Genomic DNA, 25654 nt, shown 5'->3' on the forward strand with positions numbered 1-25654 from the left:
ACTCAGCACTACTGACTAGCTGAATGAGGGGATCACCGGATCCTGGCCACCCTGCTGAAGCCGGACGCGGGGACCGCCGCGATGAACGGCTTCGACGTCTCGTCCTCATCGCCAGGCTGCGCCGGCTGAAGCAGCCCGGCAAGATCGCCGACGACCTGCTGGCGCGCTTCTCCTTGACCGACGCGGGCGCATGGAAGGTCTCGACCAACTCCGGGGGCATGCGACGGCGTCTGGACATCGCGATGAGCCCGCGGCACCACGGTGCTGCTCACCACCCAGTACCTGAACGAGGCCGAGCAGCTCGCCGACCGGATCGCGATCCTGCACGAAGGCCGCATCATCGTTAACGGCACCCTCGCCGAACTCAAGCAGCTGCTCCCGCCCGCGACGGTTGAATACGTCGAGAAGCAGCCAACCCTCGAAGACGTCTTCTTCGCCGTCGTCGGCGCCCGCACGGAAAGCGAGAACCGATGACCACGGACCCCACCATCCTTTTGGGACGATCGCTGCGCCACATCACCCGCAGCCTGGACACGATCATCACGACCGTCATCACGCCGGTCGCGATGATGCTGATGTTCGTCTACGTCTTCGGCGGCGCGATCGAAAATCGCGTCGGGCATCGCCTACACCGCCCTGCGCCTGTTCACCGACCTCGAGAGCGGGATCTTCGAACGCTTCCACTCCATGCCGATCACCCGATCGGCCGTGTTGTGGGCGCACGTGCTGACCTCGCTGGTCGCCAACCTGATCTCACTCGTGGGCGTTGCGCTGGTCATGGGCTTCCGCTCCGAAGCGGGACCACTTGCGTGGCTCGCCATCACCGGCATCCTGCTCCTGTTCACCCTGGCCCTGACCTGGGTCGCGTTGATCGCCGGCCTCACCGCGAAGACCGCGGAAGGCGGCGGCGCGTTCTCCTGCCCGCTGATCTTCCTGCCGTTCCTCAGCTCGGCCTTCGTCCCCACCGCGACGATGCCCGGCCCGGTGCGCTGGTTCGCCGAACACCAGCCGGTGACGTCCATCGTCAACACCATCCGCGCCCTGTTCACCCAAGCACCGGTCGGCACCGACTTCTGGACCGCCCTTGCCTGGTGCGCCGGAATCCTCGTCGTCGCCTACGTCTTCGCCACCGCGGCCTACCGGCGCAAGATTTCCTAAGCCGCGGCGTCGCCCCGGAGGTTCGCGACCTCGCGGACGGCCGCGGCGACGGCCGGCGCGTCCTTCTTCAGGATCGCGCCGTGGTTGCTCGCGACCTTCGCGCTCACCTCGATGTTCGGGTTACGGGAGGTCACCCCGTCAAGGCTGGTGCGGAGCCGTTCCTGCTCGTCGCCCTTGCTCCCGAAGGACGTCCCCGAAGCCACCACGTACCGCACCGGGACGGTGATGCCGTCCAGCACCGGCCTCAGCTCGCGCTCGCGCGACAGCACCCCCAGCTCGATGTTGCTCTCGGCCTGCTGCGCCGCGCTCATCCGCGGGGTCAACCCGGTCGGGCGCAGCAATGGCATGACCAGGTTCAGGCGCTTGAACAGCTTCCGGATGCGCCGCTCCATCGCCTCGTCGAGCCAGTCGTAGGGGTACGCACCGTCCACCAGGACCGCTCCGATCGCCCGTTCCGGGTTCCGCTCGGCCCAGTGCGCCGCGACGACCGCCCCGTAGGACCAGCCGACCAGGAGCGCTCGCTCGACACCCCGAGCCGCGAGCACGGCGTCGACGTCTCGGACGGCGGCTTCGAAGGAGTAGTCCACCGAACGCTTCGACTTGCCGCGAGCTCGCTCATCGAAGGTGATGTGCCGGAACTCGCCGAGCTCGGCGAGGACGCGGCGCCAGTAACCCTGGGTGGCGAACTGGCCGTTGCAGTAGAGCACCGGGATACCGGGGCCACCGGTGTCGGTGACGGCGAGAGCGGTGTCGTCGACCGGCAGCATGCCGGTCCAAGCCGAGGAAGCGCTGGTGTTCGTCATGCCGCCACTGTCGGCGGCCCGCCTGACACCGCCCTGACTCCAACCTGACACGGGTCCGGAGGGTTCCTGACCCTGAGTTTTCCCTGAACTCGGAACACATGCGAGCCGATTGATCCAGCCTTCCCCGACAATCGGGCGATCTGACCAAGGGGGTTGCCATGCTTCGACCGCTCACAAGATCACGCGCAGTCGTCGTGGCCGCTGGAATCCAGCTGCTGACCGTGCTGCCGTTCCTGCTGTCGATCATCGTCGTGTGGTCCTCGGGCGCCGATGCACAGGCCGCGGCCGAAGCCGAGCTCACCCGGCAGGGGCTGCCCGCCTCCGTGCTCGCCGAGCACGGAGTCAGCTTCGGCTCGAACACCGCCGAAACGCCGTTGCCGGCCGCGATCGTCGTCGTTCTCGTCGTGCTGGCGCTGCTGAACCTGACCGGCCGGCGGGCCGGCCGGGTGCTGTCCTGGGTTTTCCATCCGCTGCTGGCCGTGGCCGGAGCGCTGATCGTGCCGGCCCAGCTGTTCACGGCCACGTTCCTCGCCGCGAACTTCCGAGACTCCGGCGATCCGGTGCTCCGGCAGGTCGACGTCCCGCAGCTGGTCGGCGCCGCTCGCGCAGCCATGCCGAGCTGGCTTCCAGTCGTCGACGGCGCGAAGCTGGTACTCACCACGGCCGGGTCACTGGTGGTGATCGTTCTACTGACGCTGCCGTCGGCACGTGCCTGTCGCAGCGCTCGGAATAAGTGACATTCCGGGCGTCCGCATCGGCTCCGCTCGCGTGGACGAACGGGATCCGGCGGGCGAGGAGCACAGCGTGGTCGGCGAAACATCCGCAATACTTGCTCAGCAGAGCGGCGCCAAACGCCCGGAGCGACCGGACGGCTACGCCGTCAGGCTCCGAGTTCGCCGATCGATACGGCGAGACCGGCGTCGCGCGGGCAACGCCACAGCGCTCGGCCGTCGTCGAGCACGACGACCATGGGATGCCGGTGGGTCCGGTCGAGGCAGCGGGGCCAGGTGACGCTGCGCCCGTCGGCGAACACGTTCTCCAGCACCAGGTCCTGGGTGAAGCCGGCCAGGGTGCTCAGCCGTTCGGCTGGCACGGCAGCCTCGTCGAAGGCGAGGACACCGATCCGCTCGCCGTCGACGCGCAGCCAGGCCAGGAGCCGGGGATCCCCCGCGACACGGTGGGGATCCCCGGTTTCGGCATGCAGCCCGGCCGCGAGGAGGTCGTGCCGGATCGGCCGGAACTCCTCGATGACGTACTCGTTCTCGTCCGCGGTCTGCATGCGTGAAGGCCTCAGATGTCGTACTTGCAGGTCAGGTAAGCGTAGCCACCCTCGGACGGGTGAGCCGCGGAGTGCCACACGAACAGGAACGACACGGTCGCCCCGTCCGGCATGGTGTAAGTGCCGCCGCCGACCTTCTGGAACTTGCGAGGCAGCGGGCCGTGGAAATTGTAGTTCCACGGTTCGGTGTGCGGCGCGTACACATTGGCCTGCCGGTTGTTCGCGTAGATCTGGGCCGACAGCACCACCACGCCGAACCGGGAGTTCGCCGAAGCCAGCTTGACCACCCAGGGAATCCCGTGCGCCGCCGACGACTGCACGGTGATGTTCGCGACGCCGTTCGACGGGAAGGTTCCGTGGCAAGCCGGATACGCGGCGGCGGACGCCGCGGACGGCTGCGGGGTGGCCGTGCTGTCGAGGGCTTCGGTCAGCCGTCGGCCTTCCGGACTGTCCAAAGTGCCGCCGCCGGCGGGCGCACCCGCGTCGGCCCAGGCGTGCAGCAGGTCCTGAACGTCGCCGGCCGGCGCGGCCCCGGCCGGGACCGTGGCCAGCACCAGCCCGCACGCCGTGGCGAAAGTCGTTACGAGGACGCGAAAAGAACGCATAGATGAATCCCCAGTGGTAGTTCGTGTTCGGAAAACCGAGCCTAGGCGCGAACCAGGCCCGGACAGCGTTAACGCCTCGTCGGGACCGGCAGGGTATCCGTCAAGAAATCATCAACGGGCCTGAAGCCATCAGGCCGCCTGGCTGCGGGGCGCCACGGACTGGGCCAACCGGACCATCTTGTGCATGAGTCCGCTCTGTCCAAAGACGACATGCGAAGTCCACCGGTTTCGCGGAAACTCGACGCGGATCAAGACGGTGTCAACGTTCACCCAGGACGCGTGAAGGAATCACCGAAGGCTTGCGCGCTCGCACCCATGCCGCGGGATCGTTCGGTGACACAGCTCCCCGAGCCGAAGGACCCCGATGAGCGACCTCGCCTACACGCTGATGTTGATCGGCGGCTTCGCCGTACTGGCCCTCGTGCTGCGCACGGCTGAACGCTGGTGCGAAAAGCACCCGCGCCGCGACGACGTGCGCGTGGGCCGCGAGGAGCGGAACTAGCTATTCGCCTTCGAGCTCGGCAAGCACCTCGGCCGCGGTCTTGCTGCCCTCGCCGGCGATCCGCCGGAGTTCGTCGAGGTCTTCTCGTTCGGTCGCGAGCTCGATGAGCAGGTCGACGGCATCGGAGTGTCCGGCGGCAGCCCAGCGGCGCAGTTCGGCGGTGTCGCCACGCTCGGCCGCCAGCTCGATGGCCTCATCAGGATCGGTCACGGCGACTCCTCCAGAGCGAAGCGGTACCCGATGCCGGTCTCGGTGATCAGGTACCGCGGACGGGACGGCTCGGGTTCGAGCTTACGCCGCAGCTGTGCCATGTAGACACGCAAGTAGTGACCACGGTCCACGTACTCCGGCCCCCAGACCGCCGTCAGCAGGTGTGTGCTGCTGATGAGGGAGTCGGGGTTGCGGACGAGCTGCTCGAGGATGGCCCATTCCGTGCGGGTCAGGTGCACGGCGACCTCGCCCCGGCGGACCGTCTTGGCGCCGAGGTCCACCGTGAAGGCGGCGGTCACGACGACCGGAGCCGGTTCGGGCGGCGCGCCGAGGGCCAACCGGCGTTCCGCGACGCGCAGGCACGCGAACAGCTCGTCCATCCCGAACGGCTTGGTCACGTAGGTGTCGGCACCGGTGTCGAGGGCCCGGATCTTGTCCGCGGACCGGTCCCGGGCCGAGAGCACGATGATCGGCATCGCGCTCCAGGTCCGCAGCTCGCGGATCACCTCGATGCCGTCGATGTCGGGCAGCCCGAGGTCGAGCAGGACCAGGTCCGGACGCTCGGTCGCCGCGGCCAGCAGCGCGGAGGCGCCGTCGGTGGCGGTGACGACGGAGTAGCCGCGCGCGGTGAGGTTGATCCGCAGCGCCCGCACGAGTGCGGTTTCGTCGTCGACCACGAGCACGGACGTCATCGCGTCACCGCCGGCAGGGACACGACGATCGTCAGGCCGCCACCCGGGGTGTCCTCGGCCCGGATGTCCCCGTCCATCGCCTCCACGAACCCCTTCGCGACCGACAGGCCCAGCCCGACACCGGGGGTGGTGTTGCGGTCGCCGAGCCGCTGGAACGGCGCGAACGCCGAGTCGGCGGTGCCTTTCGGCAGGCCGGGGCCGTGGTCGACGATCCGCAGCTCGACGCGGCCCCCGTACGCGCTCGCGCGCACGGCGACCTCGCCGCCGCCGTGGCGGAGCGCGTTGTCGATCACGTTGGCGATCGCCCGTTCCAGCAGGCCGGGGTCGGCGGTGACCGCGGGCAGCCGGTCATCGATGTCGACCTCGACCTTGGCGCCGCCGTCCACCGCGGCCAGCGCCGTCACGACGACCTCGTCGTAGCCCACCGGGCGCAGCATCGGCTGAACCGCCCCCGTGGCCAGCCGCGACGAATCCAGGAGGTTGTCGATCAAGCCGGAGAGCCGGTCGGTGGACTCCTCACCGGCGGCCAGGAGCTCTTCGGCGTCCTCCTCGGACAAGCTGACGTCGTGGGCGCGCAACCCACCGAAGACGGCCTTGATCGACGTCAGCGGGGTACGCAGGTCGTGGCCGATGGCCGAGAGCAGCGCCGTTCGCAGCTCCGTGGTCTCCGCCCGGCGCTGAGCCTCCTGCGTCTGCGCCGCCATCCGCTGCTGCCGCAACGCCAGAAGCGCCTGGCCCGCCGCGGCCTCCAAGACGCGCTGGTCATGCGCCGGCAGCGTCCGGCCGCGCAGGGCCAGGTGGACGTCGTCGGTAACCGGAACGTCGACGTCGGCTTCGTCCGGGTCGTCACACGGCCGCTCCCCCGTACAGGCCGCACGGACCCACTCGTCGTCCTGCTTCTCCAGCAATGAAACGGATTCGAGCCCGAAGTTCTCCCGCACCTTCTCCAACAGCCGCTGCAACGGATCGCCGTCACCCAGCACGGTCCGGGCGTAGGAGGCCAGCAGCGCGGCCTCGGTCCGCGCCCGCGCGGCGGCGTCGGCCCGGCGGGAGGCCCGGTCGACGACGAGCGCGAACGCCACCGCGACCACGACCATCGCCACCAGCGTGATGACGTTCTGCTGGGCGTCCACGGTCAGCGTGTACAGCGGCGGGGTGAAGAAGAAGTTCAGCAGCAACGCGCTCGCGATCGACGCGAACAGCGCGGGCCCGAGCCCGCCGACGAGGGCCACGATGATCGTCGCGAGAAAGTAGTCGATCACGTTCGTGGACAGGATGAGCGTCTGCCGCAGCACCACGCCGATCAGCGTCGCCACCGCAGGCAGGAGCAGCGCGAGCGCCCAGCCGAGGAGCTGTCGCCGCCGGGCCAGGGAGCTGTGCGGAAAGAGCTTCGCGCGCAGCCGCCCGCCGGATTCGTCGTGGGTGACCATGTGCACGTCGATCGGCCCGGACTCCTGAACCACCGTGGCGCCGATGCCCTCGTCGAACAGCCGCGCCACCCGGGAGCGCCGGGACGTGCCCACCACGACCTGCGTCGCGTTCACCCCGCGGGCGAAATCGAGCAGCGCGGTCGGCACGTCGTCACCGACGACGGTGTGGAAGGTGGCGCCGACGTCCTCGGCGAGCTTGCGGTACTCGGCGAGCGCCTGCGGGGAGACGCCGGCCAAGCCGTCGCCGCGCAGGATCTGCAGAACGAGCAGTTCGGCGCCAGCCCGTTTCGCGATGCGTCGGGCCCGGCGGATCAGCGTCTCGCTCTCGCGGCCGCCGCTGATCGCGACGACCACGCGCTCCCGGGCCTCCCAGGTGTCGGTGATGTCGCGTTCGCTGCGGTAGCGCTGCAGGGCGACGTCGACCTGGTCGGCCACCCACAGCAGGGCGAGCTCCCGCAGCGCGGTGAGGTTGCCGGGCCGGAAGTAGTTGCCCAGCGCCGCGTCGATCCGGTTGGCCGGGTAGACGTTGCCGTGCGCGAGCCGCCGCCGGAGCGCTTCCGGTGTGATGTCGACCAGTTCGAGCTGCTCGGCGCGGCGGACGACCTCGTCCGGGACGGTCTCCTGCTGGGCGATGCCGGTGATCCGCTCGACGACGTCGTTGAGGCTCTCCAGGTGCTGCACGTTCACCGTCGAGAGGACGTCGATCCCGGCGTCCAGGAGTTCCTCGATGTCCTGCCAGCGCTTCTCGTTGCGCGAGCCGGCCACGTTCGTGTGCGCCAGCTCGTCCACCACCGCGACCTCCGGAGCGCGGGCGAGGATCGCGTCGACGTCCATCTCCTCGAAGGCGTGCCCGCGGTACTCGAGCTTGTGCCGCGGGACGGCTTCGAGCCCGTCCAGGAGCTCAGCGGTCTTGCGCCGGCCGTGCGTCTCCACCAGGCCGACGACGACGTCGGTGCCGCGATCGAGCCGGCGGCGGGCCTCCCCGAGCATGGCGAAGGTCTTCCCCACGCCCGGGGCGGCCCCCAGGTAGATCCGCAGCTCACCGCGGCGGCGCTTGCCCGCGTCCGCTGTCGTCACCGGTCAGTGCCTGGCCGCCGCGACGGCGAGGTTGAGCTGCAGCACGGTGACCGCCGGGTCGCCGAGCACGCCGAGCCCGCGCCCGGTCGTGTTCTCGGCGACGAGCTTGCGGACCTCGTCCTCGCTCAGGCCGTTCTCCCGCGCGACCCGCGGCACCTGCAGCTCGGCGTAGGCCGGGCTGATCTGCGGGTCGAGGCCCGAGGCCGACGCGGTGACGGCGTCGGCCGGGATCTTCGCGACGTCGACGCCTTCGCGCTTGGCGATCAGCTCCTGCCGTTGTTTGACCAGCGCGAGCAGGTCGTCGTTGCCGGTGCCCTTGTTCGACGCACCCGAGGTGGACGGGTCACCCGGGCCGAGCGGGTCCTTCGACCCCGCCGAGGGCCGGTTGTGGAAGTACGGGTCGTGTGCCGGGTCCTTCGCCACCGGGTCGACGCCGATCAGCGACGACCCGACGGCTTGCCCGTTCTGCGTGACGATCGAGCCTTCGGCCTGGTCCGAGAGGCCGGGGATCCGGGCCACCGCCCAGACGGCCAGGGGGTAGACGACGCCCAGCAGCACGGTGAGCACCAGCAGCATCTTCAGGCCGGCGACGGTCTGCTTGTACAGCACCTTCATGATCACATTCCCGGAATCAGTCGGACGAGCAGGTCGATCAGCCAGATCCCGGCGAACGGCGTCACGATGCCGCCGAGGCCGTAGATCAGCAGGTTGCGCCGCAGCAGCGCCTTCGCGGTGGAGGGCTTGTACCGCACGCCGCGCAGGGCGAGCGGGATCAGCGCCACGATGATCAGCGCGTTGAAGATGACCGCGGACAGGATCGCCGAGTTCGGCGAGTGCAACCGCATGATGTTGAGCGTGTCGAGCTGCGGGTAGATCGCCGCGAACATCGCGGGCAGGATCGCGAAGTACTTCGCCAGGTCGTTGGCGATGGAGAACGTCGTCAGCGCACCACGCGTGATGAGCAGCTGCTTGCCGATCTCCACGATCTCGATCAGCTTGGTCGGGTTGGAGTCGAGGTCGACCATGTTGCCGGCCTCCTTGGCCGCCATGGTCCCGGTGTTCATCGCCACCCCGACGTCCGCCTGCGCCAGCGCGGGAGCGTCGTTGGTGCCGTCGCCGGTCATCGCGACCAGCCGGCCACCCTCCTGCTCCTTCTTGATCAGTGCCATCTTGTCTTCGGGTTTGGCCTCGGCCAGGAAGTCGTCGACGCCGGCCTCCGCAGCGATCGCCCGCGCGGTCAGCGGGTTGTCGCCGGTGATCATGACGGTCTTGATGCCCATCGTGCGCAGCTCGGCGAACCGCTCCTTCATGCCCGGCTTGACGACGTCGGACAACCGGATCACCCCCCGCACGGCGGCGACACCTTCGACTTGTTCGGCGACGACGAGCGGGGTGCCGCCTTCGGCGCTGATCGTGTCGACGATGGTGTGCACCTCGTCCGGCACGGTGCCACCGTGCTCGGCGACCCACGCCCGCACGGCGCTGGCGGCGCCCTTGCGGACGATCCGGCCGTTCAGGTCGATGCCGGACATCCGGGTCTGCGCGGTGAACGGCACGAACTCGCCGGACTTCTCCGCTTCGTTCGGCTCGGCCGCGAGGTCGTGCTCGCGAGCGCACAGGTCGACGATGCTGCGGCCTTCGGGCGTGCCGTCGGCCAAGCTCGAGAGCCGGGCCGCGATCGCCAGGTCCTCCACGGTGGACGATCCGGCGGGCAGCAGCTCGGTCGCCTGGCGGTTGCCGAAGGTGATCGTGCCGGTCTTGTCCAGCAGCAGCGTCGAGACGTCGCCCGCGGCTTCGACCGCGCGGCCGCTGGTCGCCAGCACGTTGCGCTGGACAAGGCGGTCCATGCCGGCGATGCCGATCGCGCTCAGCAGCGCGCCGATCGTCGTCGGGATCAGGCAAACCAGCAGTGCGGTCAGCACGATCACCGACACCAGGCCGCCGGAGTAGCGGGCCATCGGCTGCAGCGCCACGACCGCGAGGACGAAGATGATCGTCAGCACGGCCAGCAGGATGGTCAGCGCGATCTCGTTCGGCGTCTTCTGCCGGGAAGCGCCTTCCACCAGCGCGATCATCCGGTCCACGAAGGACTCACCCGGCTTGGTCGTGATCTTCACGACGACCCGGTCGCTCAGCACGGTCGTGCCGCCGGTGACCGCGGAGCGGTCGCCGCCGGACTCCCGGATCACCGGCGCGGACTCGCCGGTGATGGCCGACTCGTCCACGGTCGCGATGCCCTCGACGACGTCTCCGTCCCCCGGGATGACCTCGCCGGCCTCGACGACGACCAGGTCGCCGATCCGCAGGTCGACGCCCGGTACGCGCTCCTCGGAACCGTCCTCGGTCAGGCGGCGGGCGACGGTCTCCTTCTTGGTCTTGCGCAGGGACTCGGCCTGGGCCTTGCCGCGGCCTTCGGCGACCGCTTCGGCGAGGTTGGCGAACAGGACGGTGAACCACAGCCACAGCGCGACGCCGATGTTGAACACGCCCGGGTCGGTGATCGCGAAGACGGTCACCAGCACCGACCCGACCCAGACCACGAACATGACGGGGTTGCGCAGCTGGTGGCGCGGGCTGAGCTTGCGGAAGGCGTCCGGCAGGGACGTCCAGAGCTGGCGAGGGTTGAACACACCCGCACCGACCCGGCCGGCGTTCTCGACGTGGTGCTGGGTGGCTTCCTCGGGGGTGCGGTCGGTGGTCATGGTCATGCGAGAGCCTCGGCAATCGGCCCGAGGGCCAGGGCGGGGATGAAGGTCAGGGCCGCGACCAGCACGACGGTGCCGGCGAGCATGGTCGCGAACAGCGGGCTGGTGGTCGGCAGCGTGCCGGCGGTCTCCGGCACCTTCCGCTGGGCGGCCAGGGAACCGGCCAGGCAGAGGACGGCGAGGATGGGGATGAACCGGCCCAGCGCCATGCAGACACCGAGGGTCGACTGGTACCAGTCGTTGGTCACGGTGATGCCGGCGAACGCGCTGCCGTTGTTGTTGCTGGCCGAGGTGTAGGCGTAGAGCAGCTCGGAGAAGCCATGCGCGCCCGGGTTGTTGAACGCGTCGGTATTGCCCGGGATCAGCAGGGCCGCCCCGGCGCCGATGAGCAGGACCGTCGGCATCGCGAGGATCGCGATCGCCGAGCAGGTGACCTCGCGCTTGCCGAGCTTCTTGCCCAGGTACTCCGGCGTGCGCCCGACCATCAGCCCGGCCAGGAACATCGCGATGATCGCCATCACCAGAATGCTGTAGAGGCCGGTGCCGACACCGCCGGGTGACAGCTCGCCGAACATCATGTTCAGCAGCGTCCCGAACCCGCCGAGCCCGGTGAAACTGTCGTGCATCGAGTTCACCGCACCGGTCGACGTCCCGGTGGTCGAGTCGGCGAACAACGCCGACCCCGCGATTCCGAAGCGAGTTTCCTTGCCCTCCAGGGCCGCGCCGGCCAACCGGGCAGCCGCGCCGTTGGCGTGGGTCTCGCCCCACCAGATCACCGCGAGCATGCCCGCCCACAACGCGCCCATGACGCTGAGGAGGACATAGCCCTGCTTGGTGTTGCCGACCAGCTTGCCGAACGTGCGGGTCAGCGCCACCGGGATCACCAGCAGCAGGAAGATCTCGATCAGGTTGGACCAGGAGTTCGGGTTCTCGAACGGGTGTGCGGAATTGGCGTTGAAGATGCCGCCGCCGTTGGTGCCGATCTCCTTGATGGCCTCCTGGCTCGCCGCCGGGGCCAGTGCGATGGTGCTGGCCGAGCCGTCCGGGTTGAGTACCGCGACGCCGGACTTGAGGCTCTGCACCACCCCGAGCGCCACCAGGACGATCGCGAAGACGAACGACAGCGGCAGCAGGATCCGGATCGTGCCGCGGGTCAGGTCGACCCAGAAGTTGCCGAGCCGGTCGCTCTGGGAGCGCACGAACGCGCGGTTCAGCGCGATCGCCACCGCCAGGCCGACGCCGGCGGAGACGAAGTTCTGCACGGTCAGCCCGGCCATCTGGACCACGTGCCCCATGACGCCCTCGGGGATATAAGACTGCCAGTTCGTGTTGGTCACGAAGCTGATCGCGGTGTTGAACGCGACCCCGGGGTCGACGGTCCGGCCGAAGTTCAACGGCAGCAGCGGCTGGATGCGCTGCAGCAGATAGAGGAACAGGACCGAGACGAACGAGAAGCCCAGCACGCCCGAGGCGTAGGTCTTCCAGTGCTGCTCGGACTCCGGGTCCGCGCGCACGATCTTGTAAACGGCCTTCTCCAGCCGCCAATGTTTCGTGCTCGTGAACACGCGGTGCATGTAGTCGCCCAGCGGCCGGTACACCAGCGCCAGGGCGAGCAGGAGGAGGCCGACCTGTCCCAGGCCCGCCCACGTCGAGGACATCAGAACTTCTCCGGTTTGATCAGCGCGATGAACAGGTAGACGATCAGGGCCAACGCCAGTACGCCGCCGACGACGTTGGCGACCACGCCGGTGCCGCTCACAACCGCTCCAATCCACGCAGGGTCAAGGCCAGCACGGCGAACACCACGATCGCCAGCAGCACATAGGCCAGATCGGCCATCGCACTGCTCCTTTCTCACGCACGACAAAACCGAGGTCGACCAGAATGGTGACCGGGCTTGCGGAAGCCTGCCTCCCGGATCTCCCGTTCGGATGTCACCTGACAGAGTCTTGATGCCTCGCCACGGCGCGTTGACGCGTTCTTGACGGAGCGCCGGATGTCCATTCCGGACTTGGTCACAACTCGGCGTCGACGGGGTGAACGGCTCGCATCGCCGGGAATTCGGGGCCACCCTTGAACGATCACGTCTTCAGCCCGATCCGGATCTCATCCCGGGAGTTCCCCTTGGCAGCCGACCCCGAGCTCCGCACGTCCCTTCCCCGCCAGAGCAGCGTCCAGGTGAGCCACAGCAGTCACGACGGCGCCATCTCGGTCGTCGTGACCCTCGACGGCCAGGTGCGCGACCTGCAGCTGGCCGATACCGTGTCCACCCGCCCGGCGGCCCAGCTGGCGCGCGACATCCTCGAGTGCATCCACGACGCCCAGGCCTTGTTCGACCTGGGCCCGGCTACTCGTTGAGGTAGCGCTCGTACACCTCGACCCAGACGTCCATATCAGACAATCCGGCAACAAACCGGTGGCCGACGGCGGTGAGGGAGAACATCACCTCATCGCCCGGCCGGCCGTCCCAGGTGCCCACCGCTGAGCGTCGGATCGCACCTTCCGCCGCCAACGCCCGCAACGCGGGGGCGAGCACTCGCCGCGGAACCGCCCGGCGCAGCGCGGCGACGGTACGGGCGCCGGAGGCGAGTTCGTCGAGCAGCTCCACCGCACCGCGGCAGCGGATCACGCGCGTGAGACCGGCGTCGGCCATGGCAGCTCCCGGAGACGATGTGCCGGAACCGTAGGCAGGTGACCGCGGCCGACCAGCGCCGTTGACGAGAACCTGACGATCACCCGGCCGACACTTACGATTTCCCTACGCCGATGCCGTTATCTTGACGTTTTCTCTACGCCGGTCCGCCGCGGCAGCAGGCACGCTGCGGTGTGTGCCAGCACCAACGTCATGGCTCAAACGGCTGGTACTCGGACGGCCGTTCCGGAGCGACACCCTCGGCGAGACCTTGCTGCCCAAGTGGCTCGCGCTGCCGATCTTCGCCAGTGACCCGCTGTCGTCGGTCGCCTACGCGACCCAGGAGATCCTGCTCATCCTGAGCATCGGCGGCCTGGCGTACCTCACGCTCGCACCGTGGATCGGCCTCGCGGTCGCTGTGCTGCTGACCGTCGTCGTCATCTCCTACCGCCAGGTCGTGAAGGCCTACCCCAGTGGCGGTGGCTCCTACGAAGTCGCTTCACGCAACCTCGGGAGCTCCGCGGGACTCGTCGTCGCCGGCGCCCTGATGGTCGACTACATCATGACGGTCGCGGTATCGGTGGCGTCCGGTGTGGACAACATCATCTCCGCGGTACCCGAGCTCAACGACTACCGCATCGCCCTGAACCTGGGCTTCATCGTGGTGCTGATGGCGATGAACCTGCGCGGCATCCGGGAGTCCGGCCGCGCGTTCGCCATCCCGACCTACCTGTTCATCGGCGGGGTCGTGCTGATGATCGCGCTCGGCCTCGGCCAGGCCGTCGCCGGCCACGCGCCGGTCGCCGAGAGCGCCGGCTACGAAGTCCGCCCCGAACAGGTCGGCCTGACCGGCCTGGCACTGGTGTTCCTGCTGCTGCGGTCGTTCTCCTCCGGCTGCACCGCGCTCACCGGTGTCGAAGCGATCTCCAACGGCGTGCCCGCGTTCCGCAAACCCAAGAGCGCCAACGCCGCGCGCACCATGACGGCGATGGGCGTCATCGCCGTCACCATGTTCGGCGGCATCACCGCACTCGCCATGATCAGCCAAGTGCGGATCGCCGAGAACACCTGCGACCTCACCGGGTTCCGCGGCGACTGCACCACCGACCCGCAGCGCACGGTGATCAGCCAGATCGCCGCCGCCGTGTTCGGCGGCGACCACTCGGTGCTGTTCTACTTCCTCCAGGCCGCCACCGCGCTGATCCTGATCCTCGCGGCGAACACCGCGTTCAACGGGTTCCCGCTGCTGGCCTCGATCCTCGCCCAGGACCGCTACCTGCCCCGCCAGCTGCACACCCGCGGCGACCGGCTCGCCTTCTCCAACGGGATCGTCGCGCTCGCGGTCGTCGCCGGGATCCTGATCTTCGCCTTCGACGGCTCGACCACCCGCCTGATCCAGCTCTACATCCTCGGCGTCTTCACCTCCTTCACGCTCTGCCAGGCAGGTATGGTCCGGCACTGGAACCGCGCCCTGGCCGACAGCACCGACGCCCGCGAACGCCGGTCGATCCACCGTTCCCGGCTGATCAACGCCGTCGGTGCGGTGCTCACCGCCGTGGTCCTGGTGGTCGTGATGATCACCAAATTCACCCATGGCGCCTACCTCGTCGTCATCGCCATCCCGGTGCTCTACGTCCTCATGCGGGGCATCCACCGCCACTACACCCACGTCCGCGAAGAACTCCAGCCCGACGACGAGTTCGAACTGCTCCCCAGCCGCGTCCACGCGATCGTGCTCGTGTCCACATTGCACAAGCCCAGCCAGCGCGCGATCGCGTTCGCCCGCGCCACCCGCCCCGACACGCTCAGCGCCATCACCGTCAACGTCGACGATGCCGACACCCGCGAACTGCAACGACAGTGGGAACAGCGCTCGATGAAGATCCCGCTCAAGGTGATCGAATCCCCCTACCGCGAAATCACCCGCCCCGTCGTCCAGTACATCAAGAACCTCCGCCGCGACAGCCCCCGCGACGTGGTCTGCATCTACATCCCCGAATACGTCGTCGGCCGCTGGTGGGAGAACGTCCTCCACAACCAGAGCTCCCTGCGGCTCAAGGGACGTCTCCTGTTCGAGCCGGGGGTGATGGTGACGAGTGTGCCGTGGCAGCTCAGCTCCACCAACCGCCGCGACCTCCAGCGCGTCCGCCCCCTCCCCGGCGACATCCGCCGCGGCGTCACCACCCAGCGCCGATCCTGACCGTTCATCCGCTTGGGTGCGGTATCGAGTCACCCTGTCGCGGAGGCGGGATGCTCACCTGGCCGGGATCGTGGTCGCGTTCGTGCGCCGCGCGCAGAGTGGATGCGAACCCCAGTGCGGAGAGGGCGCACAGGCCCAGCACCAGCGCGGCATGACCGGCTTGGGGCGTGAAGGCCGGCTCGCCGTTCCCGTCGAGGACGAAACCGACGTCGAGCGCCCAGCAGACGGCCGCGGTCGCCAAGGTGGCTCGAGCGGTCGTGACCATGGCGATCGCGTCGACCACCGCCACCATCGCGACAAGCGAGATGATCGGAACGCTCCTGGCACCGGCGGCACCCGACAACACCGTGGCGGTCAAGCCAAGTGCCAATCCGAGCGCGATCCCGAAACCCGATGAAACTGGCGGGGCTGTGCGCATGACGGCAAGTCCAGCCGGTCACGGGCGCGGTGACGATGCGGTTTACTCGTTCCGGACGGCGCGGCGGCTGTTCTTGATGTGTTGTTGTCACCGTCTCGGAGAGGGGTTTGTGCGATTCGGTGCCCAGGCGACCGCGGCGGCCGTTTCCGCGCCGGTTGCTCCCCTTTCCTCCACCCGGGTCATCTGAGATCCCGCAGTCGAGTCGACTGTTGACCATTCGATGAGATGCCCCGTCAGCGAGCACCAGGATATCCCGTGAACCGCGCCCAGTGACGTCTCGGAGCATCGCCTCCGTCGGCTATGACCTCGCAAGCCAGACGCTAAAAGTCGAGTTCAAGCGCGGCGGTGTCTACCGCAATCTGCGAGTCCCTGAGCACACATGGCGGAACCTCATGGCAGCCGGGAGCCACGGCCAGTACCTCAACGCGCAGGTAAAGGGGTTTTACACCGCCGTCAAGGCCGGACAGGGACCTATGCAGGCCTCGAGCGCGTCGGTGGTGCGCTCCAGGTTCGCCGGCAACTTCACTCACGGAATCTTCCACCCTTCCTGCATCCTCACCCATGCGCTGATCGCATCAGCCTCGCCGCATAGGTCGTTATACGGCCTCCGTGCACCCCCAATCCGCTGCGCCGAACGGGCGAACGAACTCGAACACGCCGTCATAAGACGCCAACCTCGCCATCGGTCCAGCGTGTATCGGCATCAACCACACCAGGCTCAATTTCCTCCAGCGGACGACACTGCGGACTTACTCGCGCAGTGGATGAGCAGAAAGAACCAGACCGGCCCACCATCCACAGACCTTAAAGGCGACGGCCTGCGGTTCGCGTTCTACGGCCGCACCTCGACCACCCGACACCAAGACCGCGTCTCATCACAAGGCTGGCAACGCGACATGGCCGATGAGCTGGTCGCAGGCCACGGCCAGGTCGTCGCCGCCTACTTCGACACCGGCACCTCACGCCGCATCCCGTGGCGACAACGCGCTCAAGCCGCCCAGCTCATGGCCGCGGCCTCGGGTCCAGGATCCGTGATCGATGCGATCGTGGTCGGCGAGTACGAACGCGCCTTCACCGGCACCCAGTTCACCACCCTCTACGCCTGGTGCACCCGGCACGGCATCCAGCTGTGGCTATCCGAGATCGGCGGCCCGGTCGATCTCGGCAACCGGGACCACCCGGGCTTTGATGGCGCTGCTAGCCGCCCAGTCACAACGCGAGGTCCTCCGTGCCCGCCACCGCGTCCTGGCGGCAATGCATAACCAGGCCACCCAGCAAGGCCGCTACCTCGGCGGACGACCACCCTACGGCTACCGTCTCGTCGACGCCGGCCCCCATCCCAACCCCGCCGACGCCCGCTGGGGCCGACGCCTGCAGCGCCTCGCACCCGATCCAGGAACTGCACCCCACGTCGCCTGGATGTTCCGGCAACGCCTGGCCGGGCACAGCGTCGCCAGCATCGCCCGACACCTCAACGAACGCGGTATCCCCTGCCCGTCCAGCGCCGATCCAGACCGCAACCGGCATCGAACCCGCAGTGCCTGGACCCTACGCACCGTCGCCGTCATCCTGGCCAACCCGCGCTACACCGGCCGCCAAACCTGGAACCGCCGCGCCACCGGCACCGAAGGCCCAGCCTCAACGCCCGCACTATCGACGAAGGCTGCCCACCCAGCACTGATCACGGAGCAAGACTTCGTCGCCGCGCAGCAAGTCCGGGCGGCGCGCCCCACCGACGACGGCCAGACTCGCCAATTCGCCCTCGCCGGGCTCATCCACTGCGGCGTTTGCAACCGACGGCTGGACTGCCACTGGAACCACGGGCGACCGACCTACCGCTGCCGCCACGGCCACACCAGCACCCAACGCGCGGGCCAACCGCGGCCGAAGACGCTCTACATCCGCGAAGATCACCTCGTCGACGAGATCCACGTCCGACTCGGCGTTCAAGACAGTGACGGCCACGCCACGCTGGAGTCAGTTCGGATACGAAGCAGCCGCGTCGCGACAGCGCTACGAGGCTCGGGACAGTCCATCGTCTACGACGGCGCCGGATGGCGACTGGAGAAGATTGATTCGAGCTAGGCTACGATCGCCCCAGCTTCAAGATCACGTTTCGCGATCCGTGGGGTAATACTGTGTCCGAGGACTTGAACCCCCATACGTGGGATATCTCCCGTATTTGGGGAGATCATGCGCTCACTGTAGCGCAGAGTGACCGCAGACGCATCCCGGGCGCGGGCGCATACTCCTACATTGCGCCGGACCGCGCACACTTGCAGCGTGTTCCTCAGACGTGACTTCGATAAGGACGCCCACGACGCGGGTGGCCTCGCCTCGGACGGCAAACGACTACATGACGGTCAACTGCACAACTCCCGGGCGTGTGCTCGACGTCGACATTCAGCCTCGGTCGGTCCAGCACGTAGACCCCGCAGCACCCCCCTGCTAGCGCCAGGCTGGCACGAGACGACCGCCGCGGCGCGGTAGGAGGAACCCATGCCCTGCCGCCCTGGTGTGCGTACGCCCGCGTTATCAACTGCTGCAGGGCATGCTCGGCGCCATCACCGATCCTCTGACATCCGCGCAAACCAGTCGACAAGCGCAATTATCGTCAGGTTCATTTGAACCTTGACCACCCGGTATCAGCAGGCAGGAGCCCGCCAGGGGCTATCCTGTCGCTGGTAGAGGACGCCGACCAGGCACGCCGACGGCATGATCGCAGTCGGCTATTGCGGCTGGTCGGTCAGCCGGTCTGCGAACGCGCGACAACGTGCTTTCCAGTCCGCTTCCTGACTGGCGTCCAGACAACGGCGCAACAGACTCACTACATCCAGCCGGACCCGTCGGTGTTCGATCAGCTGCTCGCGGTTCTCGAGTTCCTGTGCCAGGCGGCGTCGCGCGCCGATGTCTGTAAGCTCGAGCGAAGCCAGAGCGCCTACCGCAAGGGGGAAGTCGATGCCGAGCATGGCCGGGATGAGCCGCCGTGCGAGGCCGGTATCGCCGGACTCGTTCGCGACGGAAACGAGGTGGTCGAACATCTCGGCCTCGGCGGGTCGGGTCCGGTACAGCCGTGCGATGTTCTCGATACTGACGCGCTGTACGCCCTGCTCGGGACTTTGCGTGAGCTGCCGGACGAGGTCGTCGTCAGCGGCCTGCCGCGCGGCGAGCGCGAGGATCGCTCGTTTGCGTGCTGTCTTGCTTGCGAACTCGTCGGTGGCGATCTCGGCGACGGAGCTCAGTTCCGCGGAGCTCAACCTGCCCGGTTCGCTCAGTAGCGCTTCGACTGCCGAGTGCTGGGCGCGACTCTCCGTGGCATGCAGTGCGTCGGAGAACAACATCGCCAGCTGCATCCGCAGCACATCCCGGAAGAACCCTGGCTGGTAAGGCACGATGGTCTGGTACCGGTCGAATTCGAGCTCGCTGATTGTGTCGACGAGCTTTCGCCGTTCGGGGCTGATGGCGTTCGGGTCGGACACGAGTCGCCGCAACGTGAGGTACTCGCGGTAGGTGTCCTCGCGGCAGAAGATGCGAATGGCCTTGCCGGCACCCAGTGCCTCGCGAAACTCGGTCTGCCAGGTGATGTCGCCGACGCGTTCCACCACAACGAACACGCAGATATCCATGTTGAGCACGGTGGCGCGGGAGTTATTCACCCAGCTTGAGGTGAGCGAGTTGTCGTGAGAGATCTGCCCGGAGATGTAGTGCCACGACTGTCCGCCGAACGCCTGGACCACCTCGTCGAACTCTCGCCGCACCTGGTCGATGTCGGAAGCCCCGCACAGCATGATGTCGAGCACGCCTCACCATCCTCTGAGATCGTCGAGCTGCCGGCGGACCCAGTCGGCTTCCGCTCCGCGCAGCCCGGCCACGAGCCGGCGCGCCTCCCGCAGTCTGTGGTCGGTTGTGCCGTCCGGCTCCTCCGCGCGGGCCAGCCCGATCAACGCGCAGACTTCGCCGAAGCGGTCCTCGCGCAGCTGGTAGAGCGTGCGGGCCTCGGTGTAAGCGGCCTTCGCGCGGTCGAACTGGTGGCTGCGTAGTCTCAGATCTGCTTCGACGCCGAGCAGACGTACCTTTTCAGGGCATCCGTCGGTCAGCGCGGCATGGGCTCGCCGCAAAGCGAAGTCGATATCGCCGGTGCGGCCGAGCCTGCGGAGTACGTCGAGGTAGTCGGCGACCGCGTCCACGACCCGGTCGGCATCGAGGCGGTCGACCGCATACGTGAGCGCGGCATCGAGATGCTCCGCGGCCGTCTCAAGGTGCCCCCGTTGGTCGGCCACGTCGCCGAGCCGCCGCAAGGCCGTGAAGTGGTCGTCTTCCGGGAGCTTGGCGGATTCCACGGCTTCGCGCAACCAAGGTTCGGCGTCGGCGAGGTTGGCACGGTCGGCGTGCATCCGGCCGAGTGTCAGCGCGAGGACGGCTGCGTCATCGGTTCCCTCGCTGAGAGTCGCCGCCTCAGTCAAGCAATCCAAGGCTTCCTGGTACCGGCCAGTGACTTCCGCCGCGTCCGCCTTGGCGCGAAGCGCCGCGAGGCGCAGGGTCCCGTCCTCCTCGCCGGCGAGCACTTGGTCGAAGCGCGTGTAGGCGTCGTCGAACGCACCGCGGTGCATGGCAATCCGTCCGAGGGTCAGCTGGGCGAGCCGGGCCTGCGTCGACTGGGATGCGCGCAGGACGACTTCGTGCAACAGCCGATCGGATTCTTCGAGATCGTGTTCGTGGTAGGCGATTTGACCGGTCAAGGAGGCCAGCTCCACGAGCCACCGTTTCGCCAGTTTTCCAGCTCGATCGGCGTGGTCACGGGCTTCAGCGACCCGGCCGAGTCCGAGCAGTTCCTCGCCGATACGCGCGAGGATCTGTCCGGCGAGCCCGCGGCCGTCCTCGCTGTCGTTGATCGCGCCCGCGACCGCGCCGGCGATCGTCCGCGCGATTTCCCCGTCGATGTCCTTGTCGGCGTCCAGGAACGCATGCCAGGTGTTGAGCGGCTCGTCGAGGTCCGAGTGCTTTTCCGTGATCGCGAACAACAGGCGCGGCGTGTCGGGGGTGGCCCGTACCTTCTCGGTCACGGCTCGCACGGCCTCCCTCGGTGTGCCATCGTCCAGCACCACGGCGAAGTGCTGGGCTGTAGACAGCGCCTCGGGATGCGCGACCGGGAGTCCGAACGCGACAAGCCTGCGACGGAGGTCTTCAGCGGCGAGCGAGGTGCCGAGGACGAACACGTTGTGGGATAGCCTGCGGTGCCGTGGCTGGCTGCCACGCTCCCGTGCGGCTGCGACGTAGTCGTCGCGGTCGGACACCAGCCGGTCCGCTTCGGCCAGTTCGTGGGCGAGCAACGCGGCGATGTTGGTCAGGTACTCGTTCTGGACGATCTCCTCGCCGAAGCTCCACTCCGGCAGGTGGGGAACGGTGGTGGTGTTGAGCACGTCGAGCGGCGTGACGTTCTTCGGTGTCCAGGCACGATACTGGTCGGCGTAGGTTTCCGCCGTGCGTTGCCGCCACTCGTCGGCGCGTGCATGCTCGTCGCGGGCGTCGGGCCGCGATATGATCGGCACCACCAGCAACTGGCTCTTGTCGTAGCGTGACTCGTCGCGAAGGGACATGCTGCGGTGGACGACGTCGAGCGCGCCGTCGAGGTTCTGCCGGTTTGGGTTCAGGCACAGCATGAGGACGTCCGGTAGCTGCGCGGTACAGATGTCACCAGCCTCGGTGATGCCGGAGTGGCAGTCGACGAGCACGAAGTCGTAGTCGAGATTCATCTCGTCACGCAGCGTCTCCAAACGCCAGCCGAGGTCGTACTGGTCGAAGAGCTGGGGCCAGGAGATCGCGCGCAGGCGCGTCACATAGCCCTTGTCGACGTGGCCGGCCGGGAGCAGGCTCAGCTTGCCGGCTTCCGGGATGTCCAGGTGTAGTAGTGGCTTCTGCCACTCGATCGGGCTCTTGGTGGCGGTGCTGATGACGTCCACGAGTCCGAGTGCGGGTGGCTCCGGCAGCCAGGGGGCGAAGTAGGAGTGCAGACCCGGCGAATACAGATCCCAGTCGACGCACAGTACCCGGTAGCCCCAGGCGGACAGCCGCACCGCAACGTTGGCGAGGCAGAACGTCCGGCCGACACCGCCCTTGTACGAGTAGAAGGTCACGAACATCGCGGCCTCAAAACCTTGGCATCCTGCGAGGAAAGTCCGGCTCCGGCCGGACGACCTGCCACGCAGCATCCCACTCCGGCACGGTTGTCACCCGCTCGGCGATGTCCGCGGCCAGCCGGCGTACTGCCCGGTGAAAGTCAATGTATTCGCGAGTTTCCCTGAAGAGCTCGTATGGGATGTTCCACGGTTTGAAGTCGACCCAAAGCCTGCTTTGCGCCCAATCCGGGAAGGTAGTCCCGCCTGCGTACAAGATAGGAAAGATCAGGACGTCCGGGGCGGCGCTCTCGTGTTCCCGGTTGGACATCGTCATCCATTCAGCCAGACACCATTCCGACCGGAAGTACTGAGGCGACAGCACGGCCACCATGAGCCGCGACCGGAGCAGCGCGCGTTCCAAGCTTGCCGGCCAAGCCGTCCCCGCCGCCATGTTGCGATCGACGAAGATGCCGGGGTCGGATGGCATCTCGTCAGTCAGGGCCTCGCTGAGATTCGGCAGAAAGTGGTTGAACAACCACGCAGGCACGGTTCCCTGCCTGGAGTAGCTCAAGTACACGTCGAACTCGTAGGCCACGCCCGCTCCAGAAACTTTGAGAGGATCTGTCCGAACATCGCTGGAGCGATGACCGGTGTTACGGACTCCGGCGGTGCTTCACGGTGTGGGTTCAGTGCGGCCATCTCGAACGCTTGCCAAACGATCCTGGTCGCGTACGACGTTCCTGCCGCGTTCTACTACATGTCCAACGGAGGGTGCTGATCCACATGACGGCGTGACCGCGAAGAGACACAGGGACAGCACGCCCGGCTCACCCACTCACCGAGGCCTGGTCGGCTAAGCGCTTGGCCAGCGCCGAAGTCGTATCATCGAAGATGCGCGAAGGCGTGGTGATGCCGAGAATCCGGTGATAGAGCTCATATTGAATCGCCAGGATCCGCCAGTAGACGGGCCTATTCGCCGGCGTGAACCCGAACAGCGGGTTGAGCAGGACACCGAGTGAGCGTTCCTCCCGCGCGATGCGACCGCGCAGCACGCTGTCGAACTCTTCCTTGAACTCCTCACGGGTGGCCAGCCGTCGTCGGCCGTCGAGATCGTCGACGACGAAGAAGCGGTGCAGGCGCTCGTGGAGCTGCCCGGTCGTCAAGCCCTGCAGCCAGTGCACGGGCGGATTCCGATAGCGCTCGTACCTCCAGCCCTCGACCTCCGGCTCATAGGGCAAGGCCGGGGTCGTCTGGGCCAGCACACGATGCCAAGTCGTCGCCGCCGCGGCCGACCGGAGGAGCACTTCCTCGCCTGCACTGACGGTCGCCGCCGCGACCTCGAGGAATGCCAGCGGCGCTAGCAGGTCGTAGGCCAGGTCGCGGACGATCCCGCCCGTGCTGGGCAGCCACTGGAACCTGTCGTTCCGGGTGAGTTCCAGCGCGGCCCAGGCGCCAGGGGTGGCGAGCAGTTCGATGGCCGCCACCGCTCGCGCGGCCAGTTCGGCGACCGTGGGCACCGGCGGCAGGCGCGGAACGAAACCGGTCAGGCCGTCGACCACGGAGCCGGCCACGCTGGCACGCCGGCCCTCCGCCAGGCGGCCTGCCCACCGCACCAGCTCGTCGGCCGACCAGAAGTTCGCACCGAGCCGGACGTACTCCGGCAACCCGGCCATCGAGCCGACCGACGGCAGCACCAGGTAGGACACGGGGATGTTCGCCGACCGGGAAAACCCGATCTCGTAGGGCACCCACCACGACCCTGCCGTGGCGGAGCTCAGCAGTCCGAGCAGGTGCGTGCAGTGCCGGACCCCGCGTTCGATCGCGTGCACCAGCTGCTGGTCGCCCACCATGCCGAGCGCGGCCGCCGCCTGGCTGTCCCGGTCGTCGCGGTCGAACCAGTAGTGCACGCCCAGCCGGGCCAGCACGGCGGTCACCGCCTCGGCCAGTGGCTTGTCGAGATTGCGATGGGAGACGAACACCCGTGGCAGGGCGGGCAGCTCGCCGGCCGGCACGTCCACCGGCGAGTAGACGTTGAACCGCTCCCCTGAATCCATTACGCCCCCGGGTTTTCGCCTCTCCGCGCCGTTCAGTCGGAGATCACCACCGGCGTGTTACGCCCAACAGCGTCGCGCCGGCCGCGGACCAGCCTAGAGTGGGCCGGTGCCCCAGTTCCTGTCCCGCTACTTCCGGGCGAAGCCGATCGATGTCCAGGCGGTCCGCAGTGGTTTGTGGACTCCGGTCGACGAGACGGCCTACGCCGGTGAGAAGGCCGCCTACCAGGCCGCGATCCTCGAGCAGTACAAGATGTACGTCGAAATGGCCGACCGCGTCAGTGCCCGGCGGGCGCTGGCCAACGGGTTCTTCCTGAGCCTGAACACCGCGACGTTGACCGCGGCCGGCGCATTGTGGGGCTCGAAGTTCCTGACGTCGTGGCTGCTGTTCCTGCCGCTGCGCCTTCTGCTGGCGCAGACCGCGGCCTGGTTCTGGATCGTCCGCTCCTATCGGCAGCTCAACTCGGCCAAGTACATCGTGGTCGGCATGCTCGAGGAGCAGCTGCCCGCGTCCCCGTACTGGCGTGCGGAATGGCAGGCGCTCGGCGAGGGCAAGGACAAGGCGCTGTACTGGCCGCTCACCCATCTGGAGCAGTGGCTGCCCGTAATCCTCGCCGTGGTGTATGTCCTCGGCTTCCTCGTCGCACTGGTCCACCCACATTGAGCCGGCGAGCGCCGTAACGGCTCGTGGCGGTCGCGGACGTGCTAGCGCGCGGCAGTTGGTGCCGGAACAGCCACGCGCTGGCCGCTGACGCGACCCGGCCCGCGAAGGGACACGGTGGACGGCCGGCCCCTCACCGCTCACCGGGCGTCACCCCGGGTCGGCCAAAGCGCCTGGCCAGCGCCGAAGTCGTATCGTCGAAGACGCCCGATGGCGTCGGGACGCCGAGTATCCGGTGGTTAAGCTGGTACTGAACGGCCAGGACACGCCAGTAGACGAGCCGATCGGCCGGGGCGAACTCGAACAGCGGGTTGAGCAGGACACCAGCGACCGCTGGTCCCGCGTGATGTCGGCGCGCAGCACCCAGTCGTCTCCCGGAACTCCCCACGGGTGGCTGGCCGTCGCCGCCTGTCGAGGTCGTCGACGACGAAAAGCGGCGCAGGCGCTCGTGGAGCTGCCCGCGTCAAACCCTGCAGCCGTGCACGGGCGGGTTCCGGTAGCGCTCGTACCGCCAGCCCTCGACCTCCGGCTCGTAAGGCAGGGCCGGGGCCACCTGGGCCAGTATGCGACGCCAAGTCACCACCGCCGCGGCCGACTGGCGAAGACCTTCTTCAGGTACGCTGACCGTCCCTACGGCCACGTCGGCGAAGGCCAGCGGCGCGAGCGGGTCGTAGACCAGGTCGCGGACGGTCCCGCCTGCGCTGGGCAGCCACTGGAGCCCGCCGGTCCGGGTGAGCTTCAGGGTAGTCCAGGCACCGGGTGTGGCGAGCAGTTCGATGACCGCTACCACTCGCGCGGTCGCTGGCCCACCGCACCACTCATCGGCCGACCAAAAGTTCGCGCCAAGTCGGACGGACTCCGGCAACCCGGCCATCGATCGGATCGGCGGCACCACCAGGTAAGAGACGGGGACGTGCGCCGACCGGGAAAGGCCGATCTCGTAGGGCACCCACCACGACACCGCCGTGGCGGCGCTCAGCAGGCCGAGCAAGCGCGTGCAGTGCCGCACACCACGCGCTATCGCGCGCACCGCCGGTGGCCGCCGCCCATGTCGGCGATCGGCAGGTGCTGGTTCGGCTGTAACACCGTCACCCGAGCGGCCGACGTACCTCCGC

General features: G+C 68.1%; 24 protein-coding genes and 3 pseudogenes. 10 read left to right on the top strand and 17 right to left on the bottom strand.

All coding sequences use genetic code 11. The annotated features are described in order from the left end of the window. Positions 1–36 precede the first annotated feature (36 nt). Positions 37–474, top strand: a pseudogene (locus HUT10_RS09290) (ABC transporter ATP-binding protein); the annotation flags it as partial. After that, positions 471–1158, top strand: a pseudogene (locus HUT10_RS09295) (ABC transporter permease). The pseudogenes HUT10_RS09290 and HUT10_RS09295, both read left to right, overlap by 4 nt. On the opposite strand, the gene HUT10_RS09300 reads toward HUT10_RS09295, so the two are convergent. Continuing rightward, on the bottom strand, positions 1155–1961 hold the full coding sequence (locus HUT10_RS09300; protein ID WP_176170805.1) for an alpha/beta fold hydrolase: 807 nt from the start codon (positions 1959–1961) through the stop codon (positions 1155–1157). The pseudogene HUT10_RS09295 and the gene HUT10_RS09300 overlap by 4 nt on opposite strands. A gap of 194 nt (positions 1962–2155) precedes the next feature. Here HUT10_RS09300 and HUT10_RS09305 point away from each other — a divergent pair, with 194 nt between their 5' ends. Further along, positions 2156–2698 (top strand): hypothetical protein, encoded by a 543-nt coding sequence (locus tag HUT10_RS09305; RefSeq protein ID WP_176170806.1) that lies wholly within the window; start codon positions 2156–2158, stop codon positions 2696–2698. 143 nt (positions 2699–2841) lie between these two features. Here the strand turns inward: HUT10_RS09305 and HUT10_RS09310 are convergent, their stop codons facing one another. After that, positions 2842–3240: a hypothetical protein gene (locus HUT10_RS09310; RefSeq protein ID WP_176170807.1), complete on the bottom strand. Its 399-nt coding sequence runs from the start codon at positions 3238–3240 to the stop codon at positions 2842–2844. Between the two features lie 11 nt (positions 3241–3251). Then, a complete protein-coding gene (locus HUT10_RS09315) occupies positions 3252–3845 on the bottom strand; it encodes a hypothetical protein (RefSeq protein WP_176170808.1) in 594 nt (197 codons plus the stop codon). Between the two features lie 364 nt (positions 3846–4209). Between HUT10_RS09315 and HUT10_RS09320 the strand changes: the two genes are divergently transcribed. Beyond that, complete coding sequence (locus HUT10_RS09320) at positions 4210–4347, top strand: hypothetical protein (protein ID WP_176170809.1); 138 nt, start codon at positions 4210–4212, stop codon at positions 4345–4347. On the opposite strand, the gene HUT10_RS09325 is transcribed toward HUT10_RS09320, so the two are convergent. From HUT10_RS09325 to kdpF, 7 genes are read right to left on the bottom strand one after another with little or no spacing between them, the layout of a single operon-like run. Continuing rightward, positions 4348–4557 carry a hypothetical protein gene (locus HUT10_RS09325; RefSeq protein ID WP_176170810.1) on the bottom strand — a complete coding sequence of 70 codons (210 nt, stop codon included), beginning with the start codon at positions 4555–4557 and terminating at the stop codon, positions 4348–4350. It lies immediately after the preceding gene. Further along, entirely contained in the window at positions 4554–5249 is a 696-nt protein-coding gene (locus tag HUT10_RS09330) for a response regulator (RefSeq protein WP_176170811.1), read from the bottom strand. Before HUT10_RS09330 ends, HUT10_RS09325 begins: the two co-directional genes overlap by 4 nt. Further along, entirely contained in the window at positions 5246–7756 is a 2511-nt protein-coding gene (locus tag HUT10_RS09335; RefSeq protein ID WP_176170812.1) for a DUF4118 domain-containing protein, read from the bottom strand. Before HUT10_RS09335 ends, HUT10_RS09330 begins: the two co-directional genes overlap by 4 nt. Before the next feature lie 3 nt (positions 7757–7759). Further along, a complete protein-coding gene (gene kdpC, locus HUT10_RS09340) occupies positions 7760–8371 on the bottom strand; it encodes a K(+)-transporting ATPase subunit C (RefSeq protein ID WP_176170813.1) in 612 nt (203 codons plus the stop codon). Positions 8372–8373: 2 nt separating this feature from the next. Continuing rightward, on the bottom strand, positions 8374–10464 hold the full coding sequence (kdpB, locus tag HUT10_RS09345) for a potassium-transporting ATPase subunit KdpB (RefSeq protein WP_176170814.1): 2091 nt from the start codon (positions 10462–10464) through the stop codon (positions 8374–8376). Then, positions 10461–12119, bottom strand: coding sequence for a potassium-transporting ATPase subunit KdpA (gene kdpA, locus HUT10_RS09350; protein WP_176170815.1), 1659 nt, complete (start codon positions 12117–12119; stop codon positions 10461–10463). The genes kdpB and kdpA overlap by 4 nt, the downstream gene beginning before the upstream one ends. Next, positions 12119–12220, bottom strand: coding sequence for a K(+)-transporting ATPase subunit F (gene kdpF, locus HUT10_RS09355; protein WP_020639212.1), 102 nt, complete (start codon positions 12218–12220; stop codon positions 12119–12121). The genes kdpA and kdpF overlap by 1 nt, the downstream gene beginning before the upstream one ends. A 365-nt stretch (positions 12221–12585) precedes the next feature. Here kdpF and HUT10_RS09360 point away from each other — a divergent pair, with 365 nt between their 5' ends. Beyond that, the gene (locus HUT10_RS09360; protein WP_176170816.1) at positions 12586–12819 is read left to right on the top strand and encodes a YbaB/EbfC family nucleoid-associated protein; all 234 of its coding nucleotides are present in this window, start codon (positions 12586–12588) and stop codon (positions 12817–12819) included. Here HUT10_RS09360 and HUT10_RS09365 read toward each other — a convergent pair. After that, positions 12809–13114, bottom strand: a complete 306-nt coding sequence (locus tag HUT10_RS09365; RefSeq protein ID WP_176170817.1) for a winged helix-turn-helix transcriptional regulator — start codon at positions 13112–13114, stop codon at positions 12809–12811. The two genes, HUT10_RS09360 and HUT10_RS09365, sit on opposite strands and share 11 nt — an antisense overlap. Positions 13115–13289: 175 nt before the next feature. Between HUT10_RS09365 and HUT10_RS09370 the strand changes: the two genes are divergently transcribed. After that, the gene (locus HUT10_RS09370; RefSeq protein WP_176170818.1) at positions 13290–15293 is read left to right on the top strand and encodes an APC family permease; all 2004 of its coding nucleotides are present in this window, start codon (positions 13290–13292) and stop codon (positions 15291–15293) included. Positions 15294–15297: 4 nt separating this feature from the next. Here the strand turns inward: HUT10_RS09370 and HUT10_RS09375 are convergent, their stop codons facing one another. After that, positions 15298–15711: a hypothetical protein gene (locus tag HUT10_RS09375; protein ID WP_176170819.1), complete on the bottom strand. Its 414-nt coding sequence runs from the start codon at positions 15709–15711 to the stop codon at positions 15298–15300. A gap of 269 nt (positions 15712–15980) precedes the next feature. Between HUT10_RS09375 and HUT10_RS52130 the strand changes: the two are divergent. The 3 genes and pseudogenes from HUT10_RS52130 to HUT10_RS09385 all read left to right on the top strand — a co-directional run. Continuing rightward, positions 15981–16145 (top strand): annotated as a pseudogene (locus HUT10_RS52130) (KTSC domain-containing protein); the annotation flags it as partial. Positions 16146–16475: 330 nt separating this feature from the next. Further along, on the top strand, positions 16476–16973 hold the full coding sequence (locus HUT10_RS50790) for a recombinase family protein (protein WP_254896783.1): 498 nt from the start codon (positions 16476–16478) through the stop codon (positions 16971–16973). Further along, positions 16966–17796 (top strand): recombinase family protein, encoded by an 831-nt coding sequence (locus tag HUT10_RS09385; RefSeq protein WP_217709571.1) that lies wholly within the window; start codon positions 16966–16968, stop codon positions 17794–17796. Before HUT10_RS50790 ends, HUT10_RS09385 begins: the two co-directional genes overlap by 8 nt. Positions 17797–18440: 644 nt before the next feature. On the opposite strand, the gene HUT10_RS09390 is transcribed toward HUT10_RS09385, so the two are convergent. From HUT10_RS09390 to HUT10_RS09405, 4 genes are all read right to left on the bottom strand, one after another. After that, positions 18441–19511, bottom strand: coding sequence for a hypothetical protein (locus HUT10_RS09390; protein ID WP_176170820.1), 1071 nt, complete (start codon positions 19509–19511; stop codon positions 18441–18443). Between the two features lie 3 nt (positions 19512–19514). After that, entirely contained in the window at positions 19515–21851 is a 2337-nt protein-coding gene (locus tag HUT10_RS09395) for a hypothetical protein (protein WP_176170821.1), read from the bottom strand. 7 nt (positions 21852–21858) lie between these two features. Continuing rightward, entirely contained in the window at positions 21859–22422 is a 564-nt protein-coding gene (locus tag HUT10_RS09400) for a TIR domain-containing protein (protein WP_176170822.1), read from the bottom strand. Positions 22423–22654: 232 nt separating this feature from the next. Then, positions 22655–23881, bottom strand: coding sequence for a toll/interleukin-1 receptor domain-containing protein (locus HUT10_RS09405; RefSeq protein ID WP_176170823.1), 1227 nt, complete (start codon positions 23879–23881; stop codon positions 22655–22657). Between the two features lie 106 nt (positions 23882–23987). On the opposite strand from HUT10_RS09405, the gene HUT10_RS09410 reads away from it, so the two are divergent. Further along, positions 23988–24542, top strand: coding sequence for a hypothetical protein (locus HUT10_RS09410; protein ID WP_217709572.1), 555 nt, complete (start codon positions 23988–23990; stop codon positions 24540–24542). A 460-nt stretch (positions 24543–25002) separates the two neighbouring features. Here the strand turns inward: HUT10_RS09410 and HUT10_RS09415 are convergent, their stop codons facing one another. Continuing rightward, the gene (locus HUT10_RS09415) at positions 25003–25530 is read right to left on the bottom strand and encodes a hypothetical protein (RefSeq protein ID WP_176170824.1); all 528 of its coding nucleotides are present in this window, start codon (positions 25528–25530) and stop codon (positions 25003–25005) included. Positions 25531–25654: the final 124 nt, after the last annotated feature.

It is taken from the genome of Amycolatopsis sp. Hca4 (genome assembly GCF_013364075.1).
GTDB lineage: Bacteria > Actinomycetota > Actinomycetes > Mycobacteriales > Pseudonocardiaceae > Amycolatopsis.

Coding starts and splice junctions, on each gene's coding strand:
- HUT10_RS09300 (WP_176170805.1), bottom strand. CDS start 1,961: ATGACGAACACCAGCGCTTCCTCGGCTTGGACCGGCATGCTGCCGGTC.
- HUT10_RS09310 (WP_176170807.1), bottom strand. CDS start 3,240: ATGCAGACCGCGGACGAGAACGAGTACGTCATCGAGGAGTTCCGGCCG.
- HUT10_RS09315 (WP_176170808.1), bottom strand. CDS start 3,845: ATGCGTTCTTTTCGCGTCCTCGTAACGACTTTCGCCACGGCGTGCGGG.
- HUT10_RS09320 (WP_176170809.1), top strand. CDS start 4,210: ATGAGCGACCTCGCCTACACGCTGATGTTGATCGGCGGCTTCGCCGTA.
- HUT10_RS09330 (WP_176170811.1), bottom strand. CDS start 5,249: ATGACGTCCGTGCTCGTGGTCGACGACGAAACCGCACTCGTGCGGGCG.
- kdpC (WP_176170813.1), bottom strand. CDS start 8,371: ATGAAGGTGCTGTACAAGCAGACCGTCGCCGGCCTGAAGATGCTGCTG.
- kdpB (WP_176170814.1), bottom strand. CDS start 10,464: ATGACCATGACCACCGACCGCACCCCCGAGGAAGCCACCCAGCACCAC.
- kdpA (WP_176170815.1), bottom strand. CDS start 12,119: ATGTCCTCGACGTGGGCGGGCCTGGGACAGGTCGGCCTCCTCCTGCTC.
- HUT10_RS09365 (WP_176170817.1), bottom strand. CDS start 13,114: ATGGCCGACGCCGGTCTCACGCGCGTGATCCGCTGCCGCGGTGCGGTG.
- HUT10_RS09375 (WP_176170819.1), bottom strand. CDS start 15,711: ATGCGCACAGCCCCGCCAGTTTCATCGGGTTTCGGGATCGCGCTCGGA.
- HUT10_RS50790 (WP_254896783.1), top strand. CDS start 16,476: ATGAGCAGAAAGAACCAGACCGGCCCACCATCCACAGACCTTAAAGGC.
- HUT10_RS09385 (WP_217709571.1), top strand. CDS start 16,966: ATGCATAACCAGGCCACCCAGCAAGGCCGCTACCTCGGCGGACGACCA.
- HUT10_RS09395 (WP_176170821.1), bottom strand. CDS start 21,851: ATGTTCGTGACCTTCTACTCGTACAAGGGCGGTGTCGGCCGGACGTTC.
- HUT10_RS09405 (WP_176170823.1), bottom strand. CDS start 23,881: ATGGATTCAGGGGAGCGGTTCAACGTCTACTCGCCGGTGGACGTGCCG.